The organism is Corynebacterium tuberculostearicum, from assembly GCF_032821615.1.
In the GTDB taxonomy this organism is placed as follows: Bacteria; Actinomycetota; Actinomycetes; order Mycobacteriales; family Mycobacteriaceae; genus Corynebacterium; species Corynebacterium tuberculostearicum_H.
Genome location: NZ_JAVBIF010000007.1, coordinates 36,841 through 53,555 on the forward strand (window position 1 = coordinate 36,841; position 16,715 = coordinate 53,555).

19 protein-coding genes and 1 pseudogene are annotated in these 16,715 nt (G+C 61.4%); 14 read left to right on the top strand and 6 right to left on the bottom strand.

Annotated elements, in window-relative coordinates:
- Positions 1–53: 53 nt before the first annotated feature.
- Genes RAE09_RS06960 through rbsD form a run of 6 tightly spaced genes read left to right on the top strand, consistent with a single transcriptional unit; the run spans position 54 to position 5,721 of the window.
- The gene (locus RAE09_RS06960) at positions 54–1,043 is read left to right on the top strand and encodes a LacI family DNA-binding transcriptional regulator (RefSeq protein ID WP_040424845.1); all 990 of its coding nucleotides are present in this window, start codon (positions 54–56) and stop codon (positions 1,041–1,043) included.
- On the top strand, positions 1,040–2,584 hold the full coding sequence (locus tag RAE09_RS06965) for a sugar ABC transporter ATP-binding protein (RefSeq protein WP_316981302.1): 1,545 nt from the start codon (positions 1,040–1,042) through the stop codon (positions 2,582–2,584). The genes RAE09_RS06960 and RAE09_RS06965 overlap by 4 nt, the downstream gene beginning before the upstream one ends.
- On the top strand, positions 2,581–3,522 hold the full coding sequence (locus RAE09_RS06970; protein ID WP_005326694.1) for an ABC transporter permease: 942 nt from the start codon (positions 2,581–2,583) through the stop codon (positions 3,520–3,522). Before RAE09_RS06965 ends, RAE09_RS06970 begins: the two co-directional genes overlap by 4 nt.
- Positions 3,523–3,534: 12 nt before the next feature.
- Positions 3,535–4,449: a substrate-binding domain-containing protein gene (locus RAE09_RS06975; RefSeq protein WP_200435804.1), complete on the top strand. Its 915-nt coding sequence runs from the start codon at positions 3,535–3,537 to the stop codon at positions 4,447–4,449.
- On the top strand, positions 4,446–5,354 hold the full coding sequence (locus RAE09_RS06980; RefSeq protein ID WP_005322518.1) for a ribokinase: 909 nt from the start codon (positions 4,446–4,448) through the stop codon (positions 5,352–5,354). The genes RAE09_RS06975 and RAE09_RS06980 overlap by 4 nt, the downstream gene beginning before the upstream one ends.
- On the top strand, positions 5,347–5,721 hold the full coding sequence (rbsD, locus tag RAE09_RS06985; protein WP_005322519.1) for a D-ribose pyranase: 375 nt from the start codon (positions 5,347–5,349) through the stop codon (positions 5,719–5,721). Before RAE09_RS06980 ends, rbsD begins: the two co-directional genes overlap by 8 nt.
- Here the strand turns inward: rbsD and RAE09_RS06990 are convergent.
- Entirely contained in the window at positions 5,718–5,984 is a 267-nt protein-coding gene (locus RAE09_RS06990) for a type II toxin-antitoxin system RelE family toxin (RefSeq protein ID WP_034667840.1), read from the bottom strand. The two genes, rbsD and RAE09_RS06990, sit on opposite strands and share 4 nt — an antisense overlap.
- A 69-nt stretch (positions 5,985–6,053) precedes the next feature.
- Here RAE09_RS06990 and RAE09_RS06995 point away from each other — a divergent pair, with 69 nt between their 5' ends.
- Positions 6,054–6,305, top strand: a complete 252-nt coding sequence (locus RAE09_RS06995; protein WP_316981303.1) for a type II toxin-antitoxin system Phd/YefM family antitoxin — start codon at positions 6,054–6,056, stop codon at positions 6,303–6,305.
- On the opposite strand, the gene RAE09_RS07000 is transcribed toward RAE09_RS06995, so the two are convergent.
- The 3 genes from RAE09_RS07000 to RAE09_RS07010 all read right to left on the bottom strand — a co-directional run bounded on the left by RAE09_RS07000 (position 6,302) and on the right by RAE09_RS07010 (position 8,482).
- Positions 6,302–6,583 carry a type IV toxin-antitoxin system AbiEi family antitoxin domain-containing protein gene (locus RAE09_RS07000; RefSeq protein WP_156794294.1) on the bottom strand — a complete coding sequence of 94 codons (282 nt, stop codon included), beginning with the start codon at positions 6,581–6,583 and terminating at the stop codon, positions 6,302–6,304. The two genes, RAE09_RS06995 and RAE09_RS07000, sit on opposite strands and share 4 nt — an antisense overlap.
- A gap of 258 nt (positions 6,584–6,841) precedes the next feature.
- Complete coding sequence (gene purE / locus RAE09_RS07005) at positions 6,842–7,342, bottom strand: 5-(carboxyamino)imidazole ribonucleotide mutase (RefSeq protein ID WP_005322524.1); 501 nt, start codon at positions 7,340–7,342, stop codon at positions 6,842–6,844.
- Positions 7,343–7,366: 24 nt separating this feature from the next.
- Positions 7,367–8,482 (bottom strand): 5-(carboxyamino)imidazole ribonucleotide synthase, encoded by a 1,116-nt coding sequence (locus RAE09_RS07010; protein ID WP_316981344.1) that lies wholly within the window; start codon positions 8,480–8,482, stop codon positions 7,367–7,369.
- Between the two features lie 79 nt (positions 8,483–8,561).
- Here RAE09_RS07010 and budA point away from each other — a divergent pair, with 79 nt between their 5' ends.
- Positions 8,562–9,293 (top strand): acetolactate decarboxylase, encoded by a 732-nt coding sequence (budA, locus tag RAE09_RS07015; RefSeq protein WP_316981304.1) that lies wholly within the window; start codon positions 8,562–8,564, stop codon positions 9,291–9,293.
- Here the strand turns inward: budA and RAE09_RS07020 are convergent.
- Positions 9,271–9,711 (bottom strand): hypothetical protein, encoded by a 441-nt coding sequence (locus RAE09_RS07020; protein WP_179387465.1) that lies wholly within the window; start codon positions 9,709–9,711, stop codon positions 9,271–9,273. The genes budA and RAE09_RS07020 overlap by 23 nt on opposite strands.
- A gap of 37 nt (positions 9,712–9,748) precedes the next feature.
- Entirely contained in the window at positions 9,749–10,603 is an 855-nt protein-coding gene (locus tag RAE09_RS07025) for a biotin--[acetyl-CoA-carboxylase] ligase (RefSeq protein WP_200435810.1), read from the bottom strand.
- Positions 10,604–10,647: 44 nt separating this feature from the next.
- Here RAE09_RS07025 and RAE09_RS07030 point away from each other — a divergent pair, with 44 nt between their 5' ends.
- From RAE09_RS07030 to RAE09_RS07055, 6 genes and pseudogenes are all read left to right on the top strand, one after another.
- Positions 10,648–11,640 carry an ABC transporter ATP-binding protein gene (locus RAE09_RS07030; RefSeq protein WP_316981305.1) on the top strand — a complete coding sequence of 331 codons (993 nt, stop codon included), beginning with the start codon at positions 10,648–10,650 and terminating at the stop codon, positions 11,638–11,640.
- 175 nt (positions 11,641–11,815) lie between these two features.
- Positions 11,816–13,066 carry an ABC transporter substrate-binding protein gene (locus RAE09_RS07035; protein ID WP_316981306.1) on the top strand — a complete coding sequence of 417 codons (1,251 nt, stop codon included), beginning with the start codon at positions 11,816–11,818 and terminating at the stop codon, positions 13,064–13,066.
- Positions 13,067–13,188: 122 nt separating this feature from the next.
- The gene (locus tag RAE09_RS07040) at positions 13,189–14,193 is read left to right on the top strand and encodes a carbohydrate ABC transporter permease (protein ID WP_394372001.1); all 1,005 of its coding nucleotides are present in this window, start codon (positions 13,189–13,191) and stop codon (positions 14,191–14,193) included.
- Complete coding sequence (locus RAE09_RS07045) at positions 14,193–15,014, top strand: carbohydrate ABC transporter permease (protein WP_316981307.1); 822 nt, start codon at positions 14,193–14,195, stop codon at positions 15,012–15,014. Before RAE09_RS07040 ends, RAE09_RS07045 begins: the two co-directional genes overlap by 1 nt.
- Positions 15,014–15,199, top strand: a complete 186-nt coding sequence (locus tag RAE09_RS07050) for a hypothetical protein (protein WP_005326716.1) — start codon at positions 15,014–15,016, stop codon at positions 15,197–15,199. The genes RAE09_RS07045 and RAE09_RS07050 overlap by 1 nt, the downstream gene beginning before the upstream one ends.
- Positions 15,196–16,685 (top strand): annotated as a pseudogene (locus RAE09_RS07055) (alpha-amylase family protein). The gene RAE09_RS07050 and the pseudogene RAE09_RS07055 overlap by 4 nt, the downstream one beginning before the upstream one ends.
- Positions 16,686–16,715: the final 30 nt, after the last annotated feature.

Sequence of the window (16,715 nt, forward strand, 5' to 3'; positions counted from 1 at the left end):
TGCACTCAGGAGGGCCGGAAGCCGGCTCACACGCCCAAACCAAGGAGGACAGCATGGCCGGAACCACCCTCAAGGACGTGGCCGCTGCTGCTGGAGTATCCATTTCCACCGCGTCCCGTTCGCTCTCGGGGAACCCAGCCATCTCGGAGTCCACGCGCCAACGCGTCAAGGACACGGCCATCAAGCTCAACTATAGGCCCAATGCCCAGGCCCGAGCATTGCGCAGCTCCCGATCTAACGCCATCGGCTTGGTCATCCCCAGCCTAGATAATGCCTACTTCGCCGCAATGGCCGCAGCCATTGAAGAAGCCGCCGATAAGCAGGGACTCGCCACGATGATTACCAGTTGCGGCGAGGATCCGCAGCGTCTAGTCAAGTCCCTCGATGCCCTGATGGAACGCCAGGTAGACGGCATTATCGCAGTGCCTCTCGAAGGCGCCGAAGAAGCGCTGGAGCAGGCGCGCGCCTACCGCCCGCTCGTGCTCATTGACCGCACCCTGGGCCAGATTCCCGCAGTGCTATCAGACCCCCACTCGGGCATGAAACAAGCCGTGGAACAGCTCAAAGAGAAGGGGCACACGCACATCGGCTACCTTTCCGGGCCGCAGGAAACCTCCACCGGCCGCCAGCGCCTCCAAGCCTTCAAGGCCGCCACCCGCGGCATGCCTACCCATATCCACCACGGCAGCTACCGCCACCGCGAGGGCTATAAAGGAGCCCTCGCACTCCTACAAGAAGGCGTCACCGCGCTCATTGCCGGCGATTCCATGATGACGGCCGGCGCGCTGGAGGCCTGCCATAATGCGGGCAAGCGCATCGGAGAAGAAATCGCGCTCGTCGGCTTCGATGACTTCATCTACCTGCGCTTCCAACCCTCCCCTATCTCAGTGGTGGACCAGGATGTTGCCAGAATGGGCGAGACCGCCACGGCCAAGCTCATCGCGGCCATCAATGAAAAGCACCAACCGGAAGGCGAGGTGCTAGAAACCCGCTACATCCCGCGCATGTCCACCGCCCACCAACTCGATGGAGCCACGCCATGAGTGACTGCGTGTTGCGCCTGGACAATGTCACCAAATCCTTCGGCCCGGTGGAGGTCATTAAGGGGGTAGACCTCACCGTCCGCCGCGGCCAGGTGCAGGCCTTGTTGGGTGAAAATGGCGCCGGCAAATCCACCCTCATCAAGATGATTGCCGGAGTGCACGAACCAGATTCCGGCCGCATCCTGGTAGATGGCACAGAGGTGAAGATCCCAGATACCAAGGCCTCTGAGGCGCTGGGAATCGCCACCATCCACCAAGAGCTCAACCTTGTGCCCACCATGTCCGTGGCCGAGAACATCATGCTTGGGCGCACCCCACGCCGCTTTGGATTGGTCAATCGCAAGCACCTCAAGGCACAAGCCCAAGCGGCACTGCACCTTATTGGCTTGGACGTGGACCTAGACATGCCGGTGGGTGAGCTGGGTGTGGCCAAACAGCAGCTCGTAGAAATCGCCAAGGCGCTGTCCATGAACGCGCGCATCCTCATCTTGGATGAGCCCACGGCCGCGCTCACCGGCAAGGAGGTTGATGCACTCTTTGCCGTGCTCGAGGAACTCAAGGCCAAGGGCGTGGCCATGGTCTTTATCAGCCACCACCTGGAGGAGCTGGCGCGCATTGCAGAAACCATTAGCGTGCTGCGCGATGGCTCTTTCATCGCCGAGGTCCCAGCCGATACGGACGAAGACGAGCTGGTGCGCCTCATGGTCGGCCGCGAGATTGAAAACCAATACCCGCGCGAGGTTCCTCCCGAGCGCGGCGAGGCCCTGTTGGAGGTCTCCGAGCTGACTGCCGACGGCGCCTTTCACGACGTCACCTTCACCGTCCATGCCGGCGAAGTCGTTGGCCTCGCCGGGCTCGTGGGCGCCGGCCGCACCGAAATCATTCGCGCCATCGCGGGCGCTGACCCATACGATTCCGGCACCATTCGCGTTGGCGGCACCCAGCTGCGCAGCGGCGATATTCGCGCCGCCATCCGTGCCGGCGTGGGCCATATCCCCGAAGACCGCAAATCCCAAGCACTAGTTCTGGACGCCTCGGTGGGCGATAACCTCGGATTCGCCACCCTCTACTCCACCGCTAAGGCGGGGCTGGCAGACCGCAGCGGCCAACGCCGTCGCGCCAGCGACGTAGCGGAGAAGCTGCGCATCCGCATGGCCGATCTCTCCCAACCCATCCGGAACCTATCCGGCGGCAACCAACAAAAGGCGGTCTTTGGCCGCTGGGTACTGGCCGGTTCCAAGGTCCTCCTCCTCGATGAGCCCACCCGCGGCGTCGACGTCGGCGCCAAGGTGGAGATTTACAACATCATCAATGAGGTCACCGCTGCCGGGGGCGCCGTTCTCATGGCCTCCTCCGATCTGCCCGAGGTGCTCGGCATGTCCGACCGCATCCTCGTCATGTCCGGCGGCCAACTCGCCGGCCAGCTCCCTAAGGACTCCACCCAAGACGAGGTCATGGCCTTTGCCGTATCCAATGTGACCTCTTCTACCTCTGCCTCTGCTGCCGCGCCTGCCGGCACTAACCCCAAGGATGAAGCATGACCAAGAATCGAGTAGTTAACTGGGCGATGAATAATGGCGCACTCGTCGGCCTCATTGCCCTGTGCATCGCGCTGTTTATCGCTACGCCGTATTTCCTTACCGTGGCGAACCTGCTCAATATCGGCATCCAGGCCGCCACGGTGGCCATCTTGGCCTTCGGCATGACCTTTGTCATCGTCACCGCCGGTATCGACCTCTCGGTGGGCTCGGTCGCCGCGCTCGGCGCCATGGTCTCTGCCTATATGTTCTCCACCGCGGGGCTGCCTGGCTGGCTCACCCTGCTCCTCGGCCTGGTCGTCGGTGCGCTGGCCGGCGCCATCTGCGGCATGGCCACCGCGTGGGGCAAGATCCCCTCTTTCATCGCGACGCTGGCCATGATGTCCATCGCCCGCGGCCTCACCCTGGTCATCTCCCAGGGCTCGCCGATTGAAACCGCTCCGTCCGTCAACGCCTTTGGCGGCGATATCGCAGGCTTCCCAGTGCCGATCATCATGATGGTTATCGCCGGGCTCATCTGCTGGTTCATCCTAGAGCGCACGGTACTCGGCCGCTCCATGTATGCCATCGGCGGCAACCTGGAGGCCGCCCGCCTCTCGGGCCTGCCGGTCAAGCGCATCCAGATCGCCGTCTTCGCGCTCTCCGGTTTCTTCGCCGCCTGGGCCGGCATGGTCATGGCCGGCCGCCTCGAATCCGCACAGCCGCAGGCCGGCACCGGCTATGAGCTCGATGCCATCGCGGCCGTCGTCATCGGCGGCGCCTCGCTCTCCGGTGGTCAGGGCAAGGCCACCGGCACACTGGTCGGCGCGATCTTGCTAGCGGTCATCCGCAATGGCTTGAACCTGCTCAACGTCTCCTCTTTTTGGCAGCAGATCGTCATCGGCCTGGTCATCGCGCTGGCCGTCGGCTTCGACGTCATCCGCAATAAGACGGCCAACTAAGGAGCACCCGCCATGAAAAAGCTCATCGCCACCCTCCTTGTCCCCGCCCTCGCGCTGGGCCTTGCCTCCTGCAATCGCTCGGAAGAAGACCGCAACCGCATCACGCTAGCGCTCTCGACGCAGACCAACCCCTTCTTCGTCGAGCTGCGCCACGGCGCACAAGATAAGGCCAAGGAACTCGGCGTTCCGCTAGACATCCAAGACGCTTCCGATGACCCCGCCCAACAGGTCAATCAGTTGGGCAATGCCACCTCCATGGGCGCCAAGGTCGTCGTGGTCAACCCCACCGATTCCGATGCCGTTGCCCCAGCGGTTCGCGGCATCAAAAATGACGGCGTGCCCGTCATCGGCGTGGATCGCGATGTCAACGGCGTAGAGCTGGATTCCATGGTGGCCTCCGATAACGTCGCCGGCGGCGCGCAGGCAGCGGATAAGCTCGCTGAAGCCATCGGGGAAAAGGGCGATATCCTCATCCTGCAGGGCACCGCTGGTACCTCCGCCTCGCGCGAGCGCGGCAAGGGCTTCGAGGAGCAGATTGCGAAGTATGGGGACATTCGGGTCGTCGGCAAGCAATCGGCGAATTTCGACCGCACCGAAGGTCTCAACGTCGCGACCAATTTGCTGCAGGCCAACCCGGATATCAAGGCCATCTTTGCAGAGAACGATGAAATGGCGCTCGGCGCGGTCGAGGCCCTAGGGTCGCGCGCCGGATCTGAGGTCAAGGTGGTGGCATTTGATGGCACCTTCGATGGCCTCAAAGCGGTCAAAGATGGCAAGCTGGAAGCTACCATCGCCCAGCAGCCCGCAGAGCTCGGCGCCCGCGCCATCGAACAAGCCGCAGCGCTCCTGCACGGTGGCGCGGCGGAGAAAAACGTCCCCGTCGAGGTCATCACCGTCACCCGCGACAATGTGGAGGATTTCCAATGAGCAAGCTAACCGTCGTCGGTTCCATCAATGCCGATCTCATCGTGCACGCCGAGCGCCACCCACAGCCCGGAGAGACCCTGCTGGGCTCTGGCGGCGACATTTTGGCCGGGGGCAAGGGCGCTAACCAGGCTGTCGCGGCCGCGCAGCTGGGCGCCACCGTGGCCTTCGTGGGCGCGGTCGGCTCCGATCCCTATGCCGAGCCCGCCATGCACTACATGCGCACCTCCGGCATCGATCTGGGCGCCGTGGAGCAGGCCGATACCAATACCGGCCTCGCTGTCATCACCGTCTCGGCCGATGGCGAGAACACCATCGTCATCTCCCCCGGCGCCAACGCGCTTGTCGACGCCCCCTTTGTCTCTTCCCGTGCATCCACCATCGCCGATGCCGACGTGGTGCTCCTCCAAGGCGAGATCCCTGCTTCCGGTTTCCAGGCCGCCGTGGAAGCGGCCCAGGGCCGCGTGGTGGTTAACCTCGCGCCCGTGGTCAAGGTCGACCGCGACTCGCTCCTGCAAGCCAATCCTTTGCTGGCCAATGAACACGAGGCCGGGCTCATCTTGGACCAGCTCGGTCTACCGTCTGAAGGCGCCCCGCGCGAGCTCGCCCACCGCCTAGTAGAGGCCGGCTTCCGGTCCGTCGTGCTGACCCTCGGCGCCCACGGCGCCTACGTGGCCACCCCGGAAGGCGGCACGGACATCCCCACCCCGCGCGTGACCGCCGTGGATACCACCGGCGCCGGCGATGCCTTCGCGGGTGCCTTCTGCGCCCAGCTGCTCACCGGTGCCTCGCTTGTCGATGCCGCCACTTTCGCCGCCCGCGTCGGCGCCTTCGCCGCCACCGGCAACGGCGCACAGCCGTCCTACCCCACCACCGAATCCGCCCTGCCGGAGGTCACCGATGCGTAGGTCCGGCCTGCTCAATCCCGCGCTCACCAGCGCCGTCGCCCGCTTGGGCCACACCGATACCTTCGTTATCGCCGATTGCGGCCTGCCCATCCCCCACGCTGTGCCCGTCATCGACCTCACGCTGACCTTCGGCATCCCCACCTTTGCCGATACCCTGGCGGCCCTCCTCGATGAGGTCGTGGTCGAAGCCGCCACCATCGCCGATACCACCCCGCCCGAGGTGCGCTGCCTGCTTCCCGCAGTACCGCTTACCGAGGTCTCCCATGACGACCTCAAGCGTGAGGTCGCCCGCGCTTCCTTCGTCGTGCGCACCGGTTCCACCACGCCGTTTGCCAATGTCATCCTGCGCTCCGGCGTCCCCTTCTAGCGCTTATAAACGCTTCCGCGTGCCCCTACGGTAAACACTTCCACCAGCACTTCTTGCTCCTCTACGGAGTACAGCACACGGTAATTTCCCACCCTTATTCTTCGGCCACTCCTGCCGGACAAAGCGATAGATCCCGGTGGATATGGGTCTTTAGCCAGTCCACCGATCGCGCGCTTAATCCGTTGATATTGCTTTCGGTTTCCCTGATGGATTTTCTGTAACTCCCGCTTAGCCTGCCGCGTCAACGCGATGTTGTAGTCCATGACCTCTTAAAAAGTTGTACTCTTTGCTAACTTAGTACTAGTAGTACTTTGATGTATTAGGAGCTTTCATTGTCTTTGCCACTTTCCGAACTCCGCACCCGCTTAGGCCAGGTCATTGACCAAGCCCACTACGCAGGCACCCGCACCGTTGTCACCCGCAACGGTAAGGAAGCCGCAGTTATCATTTCGCCTCAGGAACTAGCTTTCCTTGACCGCCTCGAAGCCGCCGCAGATGCTGAAGCCCTCCGCCAAGCCCGCGCCGCCGATACCGGCGAACGCTTCTCTTTTGAGCAGATCACGGAAGAAATTGAAGGGCGCTAGCCGTAAATTGGCTCGGCTTCAAACCACTGCGAACCACTCACGACATGCTTGTAGGCAAATTTCAGAGGAAAGGTCATCGCCTTCTTGGAGTACAGCTGCACCGCAGAGCTTCCTGCAAGCATGATTCCAGGCCACCGCTTGTGCAGGATGCGAGCTACCTCCATGGGAGTCGGTTCCCGCCACGTATAAATCCCGCGGCCGATTCGGATTATCTTTCCATTCGCTACATGAGTATTAAGCTCTCCCCTGCTTAGGCCTGAAACCAGTACTTCTTCCATGCTTCCCCCTTTGAGCATTATTCCCCTGCCCGAAAGCTTAAAGCACGCTTCCTCACGCCGCAGGCTACAACGATGCAAAGCAAGCACGTTTTATCCTTTTCCTCCGCAAATTTTGCCCGATCGTGCTTGTTTTGCATGTTGGCGAAGAGCGACGAGAACTTCGCTAGAGAATAGGAGACAAAAACAAACACGTTCTGCCGAAAAACTACGTAGTTTTGGCTAAAACGTGCTTGTTTTGTTTGGCCTTAGACCGGAGAGCTACTCTCCTAGCAGCTTGTCGCGCAGGTTCTTATCCTTCTGCTCGACTTCCTCGGCCATCTGCTTTTGGTAGTCCACCATCTTGTCTTGGATGGCGGGGTCGCCAGCGCCGAGGATGCGGGCGGCGAGCAGGCCGGCGTTCTTCGCACCGCCGATGGAGACGGTGGCTACCGGCACGCCGCTGGGCATCTGCACGATGGACAGGAGGGAGTCGAGGCCATCGAGATCCTTTAGTGCGCGGGGGATACCGATGACCGGCAGCGGCGTGGCCGCGGCGACCATGCCGGGAAGGTGCGCGGCACCGCCGGCGCAAGCGATAATCGCCTTCAACCCGCGGGTATGGGCTTCCTTGGCATAGGCCAGCATCTTTTCCGGGGTGCGGTGGGCGCTGACCACGCCGACCTCGAAGGGGATGCCAAAGTCCGCGAGGACCTGAGCGGCGGGTTCAACGGTGGGCCAATCGGAATCGGAGCCCATGATGATGCCTACGTGCGGTTGCATAGTGTCCTTTCTACAGGAAGGAATTTAAGCCCATTCGGCGTGCACGAGGAAGTGCGCGGCCTGGCGGGCGATGGTCAGGGTCTCGTCGGTATCTTCACCGGTGACGTTGACGTGGCCAATCTTGCGGCCAGGGCGGTGATCCTTGCCGTAGAGGTGAATCTTGGCCTGCGGGTAGCGCTGCATTACTTCACGGACACGCTCCGGCATGGGCATGGCGGGATCTTTGTCGGCGCCCAAGACATTGGCCATCACGGTGACGGGTGCAAGCGCGTCGACTGCGCCCAAGGGGAGGTCGAGCACGGCGCGCAGGTGCTGCTCAAACTGGGAGGTGACGCAGCCATCCTGGGTCCAGTGGCCGGTGTTATGCGGGCGCATGGCCAGTTCGTTGACGGAGATATCCTCGCCTTCGGGGCCGTCGAAAGCAAAGAGTTCGACGGCCAGCACGCCGGTCACGCCGAGGGACTCGGCGATGGACAGGCCCAGCTCGGAGGCGCGCTGGGAAAGTTCCGGTGTAAGGCCAGGGGCGGGAGCGATGGCCTCGGCGCAGATGCCGTTTTCCTGGCGGGATTGGGTAATCGGCCACACCTTGGCCTCGCCGGAAGGACGGCGGGCGACCAAGATGGAAAGCTCGCGGGTAAGTTCCACCTTTTCCTCTGCCATCAGCGGGGTTCCGGCCTCGAGCAGCTCGGAGACCAGCTCAAAGCAATTATCGGCGGTGGGGAACCATACGCCCTTGCCGTCATAACCACCGCGGCGGGCCTTGAGGCACACGCGGCCATCGACGGCGTCGAAAAAGGCGCGGGCATCGGCCACCGAGTCGATGGCGGCAAAGCGCGGCACGGGAGCGCCCAGCGCGGCGAGCTTTTCGCGCATCTTGAGCTTATCTTGCGCATAAATGAGGGCGGTGGGCTGGGGCTGGACGTTAAATCCGGCGTCGATAAGCGCGGCGGAGTGCTCGTTGGGCACATGCTCATGCTCGAAGGTAATGGCATCCGCGCCCTCTGCCACACCGCGCAGCTCCTCCAAGGAGGTGTAATCCCCCAGCACCACGTCCGGGGTGACCTGCGCGGCGGAGGAATCCGGCTTGCTGGCCAGAATCCGCAGGTGAACATCGAGTTCCGCGGCGGCCGGCTGCATCATGCGAGCCAGCTGGCCGTCGCCACAAACAGTTACAATAGGCTTTAAGTCACTCACGTCCCCCAATACTAGCCTGGATACTATGTTCACTCGTCATACCATCTTCCAAAATTCCCTCATGTCCGCTTTGCTGGACGGCATTTATGACGGCGAAATGACCATTTCGGAACTGCTTGGTAAGGGCAATTTTGGCCTCGGCACCTTTGATGGCCTCGACGGAGAGATGATCATTTTGGACGGCACCTGCTACCAGCTGCGCGGCGATGGCTCCGCGCAGATTGCAGACCTAGACCAGCGCACCCCTTACGCGGTGGCCACGAACTTTGTCCCGCGCATTACTGCCGACGCCCCCGCGGGCCTGCGCCGCGATCAGCTCTCCGCGTTCATCGATAAGCTCGAGCCTTCCGCTAACTACATGTACGCGGTGCGCATCGTGGGCACGTTCAAGGAGGTGACCACCCGCACGGTGGTCAAGCAAGAAAAGCCCTACCCGCCAATGTCAGAAGCCGTGGGCGGCGATAAGGAGCTGCATTTTAAGGACGTCGAGGGCGTCATCGGCGGCTTCCGCACCCCCGTTTATGAAAAGGGAATCTCGGTACCGGGCTGCCACGTGCACTTTATCGACGCCGCCCGCACCTCCGGTGGCCACGTGCTGGACTACGTAGTGGATGAGGCAACGGTTGAGCTCTGCCCCGCCTCCGACCTAGAACTGCGCCTGCCGCTGACGCAAGAATTCAGCCGGGCCAACCTCTCTCCCGAGGATCTGGATAGCCAGCTGCACACCACGGAGGTTAAAACCAAGGGCGATCGTTAATAATCTCAGCCACGCGCTTGGGCCTGGCCACGTTGGGAAAATACATGGCTCGGTCCCAGCCGTGAATCGCTAGGGATACCCCGCCCCGGCGCTTGCGGGCGCCGCGGATATCCTGCAGCGGAATCGAATCAATATTGCGGCCCTCGCGCGCGATGACGCGCCTATTAGTCACGATGAAGCGCTTCCGGCGGGCCTTATAAAGAGGAATGAGAAAGCGCCAGATTCCCAGCAGCGCCCATACCGCGACGAGGCCATTGCGCAGCATCGGGTCTACTGCTTGGACATCGCACCAGCCGATAGCAATCCACAGCAGGCCGGTGATGAGGATGAGCTCGAGGAAGGGGAAAATCAGCGCGCGAAACGGCGCGGAGACATCCGCGCGCTTGACCTCACCTTGGCCCATCTTCATTAGTCCCATAGCTATGGATGCTACCTCGCGTGTCTACTGTGGTGATTTACTGCTGTGGGCGCAGGTGCGTGACATCACCTGCGGAATAGTACTCGCCGGCGACCATGATGCGGCCGTCTTCGCCGATTTCATCAACGTGCCCGGTGACATCGCCGGACGGGGTCTCTAAGCGTACCTCCTGGCCGAGCGAGGAGCAGACCGCACGGTAGTCACGAAGAAGCTGCGGATCTTGGTTCTCCCACTGCACGATGCGACGGCGCAGGTTCTTCAGCACGGTAATGGCCAGCTCGGTGCGGTCCGTATCGCGGCCCTCGAGTGCGAGCGAGGTGGCCTTTTCAATCGGTAGTTCCTCACGAGTCAGGGTGACGTTGATGCCCATGCCCACGACGACGCGCGCGGATGGTGCGGCGCCACCTACTGCCTTATTTACTTCGGCCTTATTAACCTCCGCCTTGTTGACTTCGGCCTTGCCTACCTCCACCTTGGTGAGCTCGGTCTTTGGCGCGGCCTTGAAGGCTTGGCCCACGGGACCGGCCTCGGCGAGGATGCCGCACAGCTTATTGCCGTCGATATGCACGTCGTTCGGCCACTTCAGCACGGTGCCCTCGATCGAATCGGTCACCGCGAGGCCCGCGGCCAGCGGCAGGGTGCCCAGGTGCTCGAGGGATTCCGGCAGCAAGAGCACGGAGAAGATGACCTGGGAGCCGGCCGGCGCGGTCCAAGTGCGGCCGAGGCGGCCCTTGCCGGAAAGTTGTTCGTCGGCAAGCAGCACGGTGCCATCCGCAACGTTGGTGGCCTGCATCAAATCGGTATTGGTGGAGCCGGTCTTTTCCACGAAATCGATGGTGGTGAAATCGTCCGCCAGCGCGGTGCGAATGCGTTCCAAATCAAGTGCAGTCATAAGCTTCAAGGATACCGGCCGCCAATGGTGCTAGTGTGTTGCGCATGGCAAAGGTCACTTTTGAAAAGGTCAACATCACCTACCCCGGCGCGAGCGCGCCCACGGTAAAAGAATTGGACCTCGATATCGCAGACGGCGAATTCCTAGTCCTCGTTGGCCCATCGGGCTGCGGCAAATCCACAACGCTACGCGCCTTAGCGGGTCTGGAACCTACATCCAGCGGCCGCATCACCATCGATGGCAAGGACGTGACCAACCTGGAACCAGGTGATCGCGATATCGCCATGGTCTTCCAGAACTATGCCCTCTACCCGCACCTGACGGTGGAGGAAAACATGGGCTTTGCCTTGAAGTTGGCGAAGCTACCAAAGGCCGAAATCAAGGCCAAGGTGCACGAGGCGGCGGAAACGCTCGGCCTGAACGAGTACCTCAAGCGCAAGCCTAAGGATCTATCCGGCGGCCAGCGCCAGCGCGTGGCTATGGGCCGAGCTATTGTGCGCGAGCCGAAGGCCTTCCTTATGGACGAGCCGCTATCTAACTTGGATGCCAAGTTGCGCGTGCAGACCCGCGCGGAGTTGGCCAGCCTCCAGCAGCGCCTGGGCACGACGACCGTGTATGTCACCCACGACCAGGTGGAGGCTATGACCATGGGCGACCGCGTGGCGGTACTCAAGGCCGGCGAGCTGCAGCAGGTAGCCCCGCCGCGCGAGCTTTACGACGCCCCCGCGAACGAATTCGTTGCCGGTTTCATCGGCTCACCAGCCATGAATATCTTTGACTACAACGGTTCCCGCGTGGGCGTGCGCCCGGAAAAGATGTTTATCAACAAAGGCCCGGTGGGCTTCCAAGGCGTGGTGGATATTGTGGAAGAGCTGGGCGCCGAGTCCTATGTCTACGTCACCGTTGGCGACAATCGCCTAGTCGCCCGAGCCGAAGGCACCCCACCGCAGCGCGGCGAGGAGGTCGTGCTGACCTTCAACCCACGCGAGGCCCACCGCTTCGATCCGGAAACGGGCCGGCGCATCGCGCAGGACTAGTTCTAGCGGAGGCTAAGCCGCGGAGAACGCTGGGCTCGGGGACACAGGTACGCGTCCCCGCCACCCACAGCCCCTTTTCTACCCCCGTTTAGAGTTAAATAGGCCAAAATTATCCACCTTTTGGTTTCCGTATTTTAGGTTTAAAGAACCGAAAGTTTTCCGAAAGGTGAATTCCATGAAGAAATTCCTGCTTCGCACCACCGTTGCGACTACCGCAGTTTTGGCACTGGCCGGCTGCTCTTCTTCCTCCTCCGATTCCGCTGCGGGCGGTTCCTCCGAGGGCGGCGCGGATGCGCGCGGCCCCATCACCTTTGCCATGGGCAAAAATGACACGGACAAGGTGACCCCCATCATCGAGAAGTGGAACGAGCAGCACCCGGACGAGAAGGTCACCCTCAAGGAGCTGGCCGGTGAGGCCGACGCCCAGCGCGAAACCCTGGTGCAGTCCCTGCAGGCAGGCAGCGATGACTACGATGTCATGGCCCTCGACGTGGTGTGGACCGCGGAGTTCGCCGCCAACCAGTGGCTGCAGCCGCTCAATGGTGACTTTGAGACCGATACGGATGAGCTTTTGCCGGCCACCGTGGAGTCCGCCACCTATAACGACGTGCTCTACGCCCTGCCGCAAAACACCAACGGACAGCTGCTTTTCCGCAATACCGAGCTCGCGGATAAGGCGCCGGAGAAGTTTGCGGACCTTAAGTCCGCGTGCAAGGCACTGGACAAGGGCAAGGACTGCCTGACCACCCAGCTCAAGCAGTACGAGGGTTTGGCACTCAACACCGCCGGCTTTATGGAAGGTTGGGGCGGCTCCGTCCTGGATAAGGACGGCAACGTCACCGTGGACTCCAAGGAGGCCAAGGACGGCCTGCAGGCCATGGTGGATGCCTACGAGGAGGAGACCATTTCCAAGGACTCCACCGCCGCCACCGAGGAAGAAACCAATATGGCCTTTACTGAGGGCAAGACCGCCTTCGCCATGAACTGGCCATATATGTACTCCAACGCGGTGGATGCCGGCGTCGACGTCGAGGTTCAGGCCCCGCTGGGCAAGGACGGTGTAGGCGTGTCCACGCTGGGCGGCTATAACAACGGCATCAATATCAACTCCAAGAATAAGGGCACCGCGCTCGACTTCATGAAGTTCATCATCAACGAGGACAACCAGAAGTCCTTTGCGGAGCAGTCCTTCCCGCCGGTCTTGGCTTCCATCTACGATGACCCGCAGCTGCAGCAGGAATTCCCGTACCTGCCGGCACTCAAGGAGTCTCTAGAGAACGCGGCACCGCGCCCGGTTTCCCCGTTCTACTCGGCGATTTCTAAGGCCATCCAAGACAATGCCTACGCTGCCTTGACGGATGGCAAGTCGGTGGATGATGCCACCGCCGATATGAAGGCGGCCATCGAATCGGCTTCCCAGGGCTAAGCGCCCAATCCGGGTGAGGTAGGCGGACACCCCGCCGCCTCACCCTTTGTGGTTTTCACTCCCCTAATGGGGATAGAATCTAGCCAATACTTAGCATTTCTTGAACAGAAAGGCGGTCCAGCGTGGCTATTGCTTCGCCGACTGCGTCCAAGGGGGCGCCGAAGGGGGCGTCGGCAAGCGTGCCGAAGCCCCAGCGCAAGAATTATGGGCGCGTGGCCGGGCTGATTGCTCCGGCGCTCATCGTGCTCGCCGTCATCATCGGCTACCCCATCATCCGCGCCATTTTTCTGTCCTTCCAAGGCAATAGGCACCTCAACCCGCAAACGGGGCTTTTTGAGGAAGGCGGCTTTGCCGGGCTGGAAAATTATCTGTACTGGATTAATAACCGGTGCGTTTCCGGCACTGGTCAGATTTCTACCTGCCCGCCGGGCGTTATCGCCACGGACTTTTGGCCGGCGGTAAAGATTACGCTCTTTTTCACCATCGTTACCGTGCTGCTGGAGACCATCCTGGGCATGCTGATGGCGCTGATTATGAATGGTGAGTACCGCGGCCGCGGCCTGGTGCGCGCTGCGGTGCTTATCCCCTGGGCTATTCCTACGGCCGTCACGGCCAAGCTGTGGCAGTTCATGTTCGCCCCGGAGGGCATCATCAACTCGCTTCTTGGTGCGGACATTGCTTGGACCACGGACCCGTTTTACGCTCGCCTGGCTGTCATCATCGCGGACGTATGGAAGACAGCACCATTCATGGCGCTGCTCATCCTGGCCGGCCTGCAGATGATTCCCAAGGACGTTTACGATGCCGCCCGCGTGGACGGCGCCAACCGTATTCAGACCTTCTTCCGCATCACGCTCCCGCTGGTGCGCCCGGCTCTCATGGTGGCCGTACTCTTCCGTACCCTGGATGCGCTGCGCATGTATGACCTACCGGTCATCATGATTTCTAGTTCCTCCAACTCCCCCACCGCGACCATCTCCCAGCTAGTGGTAGAGGATATGCGCCAAGGCAATTTCAACTCCGCCTCCGCGCTCTCCACCCTTATCTTCCTTCTCATCTTCGTCGTCGCCTTTATCCTCATCCGCTTCCTTGGCGCGGATGTCTCCGGCAGGAAGGCAGCTAAATAATGCGTAAATTCGGACACTACGCCGGCATCATTTTCATCATGTTCTGGGGCCTAGCTCCCTTTTACTGGATGCTGGTAACGGCGCTGCGGGATCAGCGATTCACCTTCGATACCACCCCGTGGCCCACCCACGTCACGCTGGATAATTTCCGCGATGCCCTGGCTACCGATAAGGGAAATGACTTCCTAGCCGCACTTGGAAACTCGCTGCTTATCTCCCTGGTTACTACCGCTGTGGCCGTGCTCATCGGCGTCTTTACCGCCTATGCACTTTCCCGTTATGACTTCCCGGGGAAGGGAATCGTCACCGGCATTATCCTGGCCGCCTCCATGTTTCCAGCCATTGCTTTGGTCACTCCGCTCTTCCAGCTCTTTGGCACCCTGGAATGGATTGGTACCTACCGCGCGATGATCATCCCCAATATTTCCTTCGCGCTTCCGCTGACGGTTTATACGCTGCTGAGCTTCTTCCGCCAGCTGCCCTGGGAACTAGAAGAAGCAGCCCGGGTGGATGGCGCCTCGCGCTCCCAGGCCTTCCGCCTAGTGCTTCTGCCGCTTGCGGCGCCGGCGCTATTTACCACCGCGATCATCGCCTTTATCACCACGTGGAATGAGTTCATGCTGGCCAAGCAGCTGTCCACCACCGATACCGAGCCGGTGACCGTAGCCATTGCACGCTTTTCCGGCCCGTCCGCTTTCGAGTACCCGTATGCTGCAACCATGGCCGCCGGCGCATTGGTGACCATCCCATTGGTCATCATGGTGCTCATCTTCCAGCACCGCATCGTCGCCGGTCTCACCGCAGGTGGTGTCAAGGCCTAATGCGCCGGGCCATGCTGTGGGATACCGCCTTAGGTTTCCTCGGTTTCTTTAGCCTCCTCGCGGTTATCCAAGCTGTACTCAATCTCTTCCACGACTCCCCCGCCTTATGGCCCGGCCTCCTCGCCGGCGTCTTGTGCCTCCTTACCTACCTGACCTGGCGGGCGAAAAGAAAGGACCTTTCATGAGCTGGTACCACAATGCCGTCTTCTACCAGGCCCTCGTCGGCTCCTTCAAGGCCGATGGGGATAAGGAGGTAGGCACGCTGCGCGGGGTCATCGATAAGCTGGATTACCTGCAGTGGCTCGGCGTGGACTGCCTGTGGCTCTCGCCGTTTTATGCCAGCCCCTTGCGCGATGATGGCTACGATATCGCGGACTACTACTCCATCCATCCGGATTACGGCACGATGGAGGACTTTGAAGAGCTCATTGCGCAGCTGCACCGCCGCGGCATGCGCATTATGACGGATCTGGCGCTCAATCACACCAGCTCCGACCACCCGTGGTTCCAGGCCTCCCGCACGGCTCCCACCGGCCCCTATGGCGATTTCTATGTTTGGGGCGATGACCCAGAGCGCTACCCCGAAATCCGTGTCATTTTCACCGACGTGGAAACCTCCAATTGGACATGGGATGACCAGCGCGCCAGTACTACTTCCACCGCTTCTACTCCCACCAGCCGGATTTGAACTACGATAACCCGGCCGTGCAGGAGGAAGTGTTCAAGATCTTGTCCTTCTGGATGGACAAGGGGTTGGACGGCCTGCGCCTTGATGCTATTGCTTACCTCTTTGAACGCGATGGTCTGGGTGGCGAGTCCCTGCCGGAGACCATCGAGTTTGTGGAGAAGATTCGCTCCTTCATGGACACCCACTACCCGGACGCGGTGCTCATCGCGGAGGCCAACCAGCCTCCGGCCGAGACCATGCAGTTCTATGGCAAGGGCGAGCGCTTCCACATGGTCTTCAACTTCCCGGTTATGCCGCGGTTGTACCAAGCATTGGCGCTTGCCGACGCCACCCCGGTCTACTCCATCCTCGACGAACTACCCGCCCTGCCGGATGGCTGCCAATGGGGTACCTTCCTGCGCAACCACGATGAGCTCACCCTGGAGATGGTGGACGATGACGTGCGCGAGCTAATGTATGAGGCTTTCCTCCCCGATGATGAAATGCGCGCCCATGTGGGCATTGCCCGCCGGCTGATGCCGCTGATGAACGGTGATCGCCGCAAGGTGGAGCTCATGTTCTCGCTGCTGATGACCCTGCCGGGCGCACCGTTTATCTACTACGGCGATGAGATTGGCATGCTCGATGACACCACGCTCCCAGACCGCTATGCGGTGCGCACCCCAATGCAGTGGGACGATTCCGAGCACTCTGGTTTCAGCACCAAAGCACCTTCCCGCCTTCCGGTTGTGGGAGGTACCTCCGTGGCCGCCCAGCTTGATGACGCCACCTCGTTGCTCAACACCGTTCGCTCCATGATTGCCGAGCGCCATGCCCATCCGGATCTCGGCACCGCTCCGTGCGAACCAGTAGAGACGGGCGAGGAAGCCGTCCTTGGCTACCAGCGCGGCGATCTGCTGTGCCTGCACAACTTCAGCGATCGCTCCATCGACTTGGGCCCAGTAGAGCTCGGGCCGTACGGCTACGCCTGGCTGCCAGCCTAAGCCTGAGCGCGCAGCTGCAGCCTCCTCTCC

Coding starts and splice junctions, on each gene's coding strand:
- purE (WP_005322524.1), bottom strand. CDS start 7,342: ATGCAACCGCACGTAGGCATCATCATGGGCTCCGATTCCGATTGGCCC.
- RAE09_RS06970 (WP_005326694.1), top strand. CDS start 2,581: ATGACCAAGAATCGAGTAGTTAACTGGGCGATGAATAATGGCGCACTC.
- RAE09_RS07020 (WP_179387465.1), bottom strand. CDS start 9,711: ATGGGACTAATGAAGATGGGCCAAGGTGAGGTCAAGCGCGCGGATGTC.
- budA (WP_316981304.1), top strand. CDS start 8,562: ATGTTCACTCGTCATACCATCTTCCAAAATTCCCTCATGTCCGCTTTG.
- RAE09_RS07010 (WP_316981344.1), bottom strand. CDS start 8,482: ATGATGCAGCCGGCCGCCGCGGAACTCGATGTTCACCTGCGGATTCTG.
- RAE09_RS07025 (WP_200435810.1), bottom strand. CDS start 10,603: ATGACTGCACTTGATTTGGAACGCATTCGCACCGCGCTGGCGGACGAT.
- RAE09_RS06975 (WP_200435804.1), top strand. CDS start 3,535: ATGAAAAAGCTCATCGCCACCCTCCTTGTCCCCGCCCTCGCGCTGGGC.
- RAE09_RS07030 (WP_316981305.1), top strand. CDS start 10,648: ATGGCAAAGGTCACTTTTGAAAAGGTCAACATCACCTACCCCGGCGCG.
- rbsD (WP_005322519.1), top strand. CDS start 5,347: ATGCGTAGGTCCGGCCTGCTCAATCCCGCGCTCACCAGCGCCGTCGCC.
- RAE09_RS06960 (WP_040424845.1), top strand. CDS start 54: ATGGCCGGAACCACCCTCAAGGACGTGGCCGCTGCTGCTGGAGTATCC.
- RAE09_RS06980 (WP_005322518.1), top strand. CDS start 4,446: ATGAGCAAGCTAACCGTCGTCGGTTCCATCAATGCCGATCTCATCGTG.
- RAE09_RS06990 (WP_034667840.1), bottom strand. CDS start 5,984: ATGGACTACAACATCGCGTTGACGCGGCAGGCTAAGCGGGAGTTACAG.
- RAE09_RS07045 (WP_316981307.1), top strand. CDS start 14,193: ATGCGTAAATTCGGACACTACGCCGGCATCATTTTCATCATGTTCTGG.
- RAE09_RS07050 (WP_005326716.1), top strand. CDS start 15,014: ATGCGCCGGGCCATGCTGTGGGATACCGCCTTAGGTTTCCTCGGTTTC.
- RAE09_RS07035 (WP_316981306.1), top strand. CDS start 11,816: ATGAAGAAATTCCTGCTTCGCACCACCGTTGCGACTACCGCAGTTTTG.
- RAE09_RS06965 (WP_316981302.1), top strand. CDS start 1,040: ATGAGTGACTGCGTGTTGCGCCTGGACAATGTCACCAAATCCTTCGGC.
- RAE09_RS07000 (WP_156794294.1), bottom strand. CDS start 6,583: ATGGAAGAAGTACTGGTTTCAGGCCTAAGCAGGGGAGAGCTTAATACT.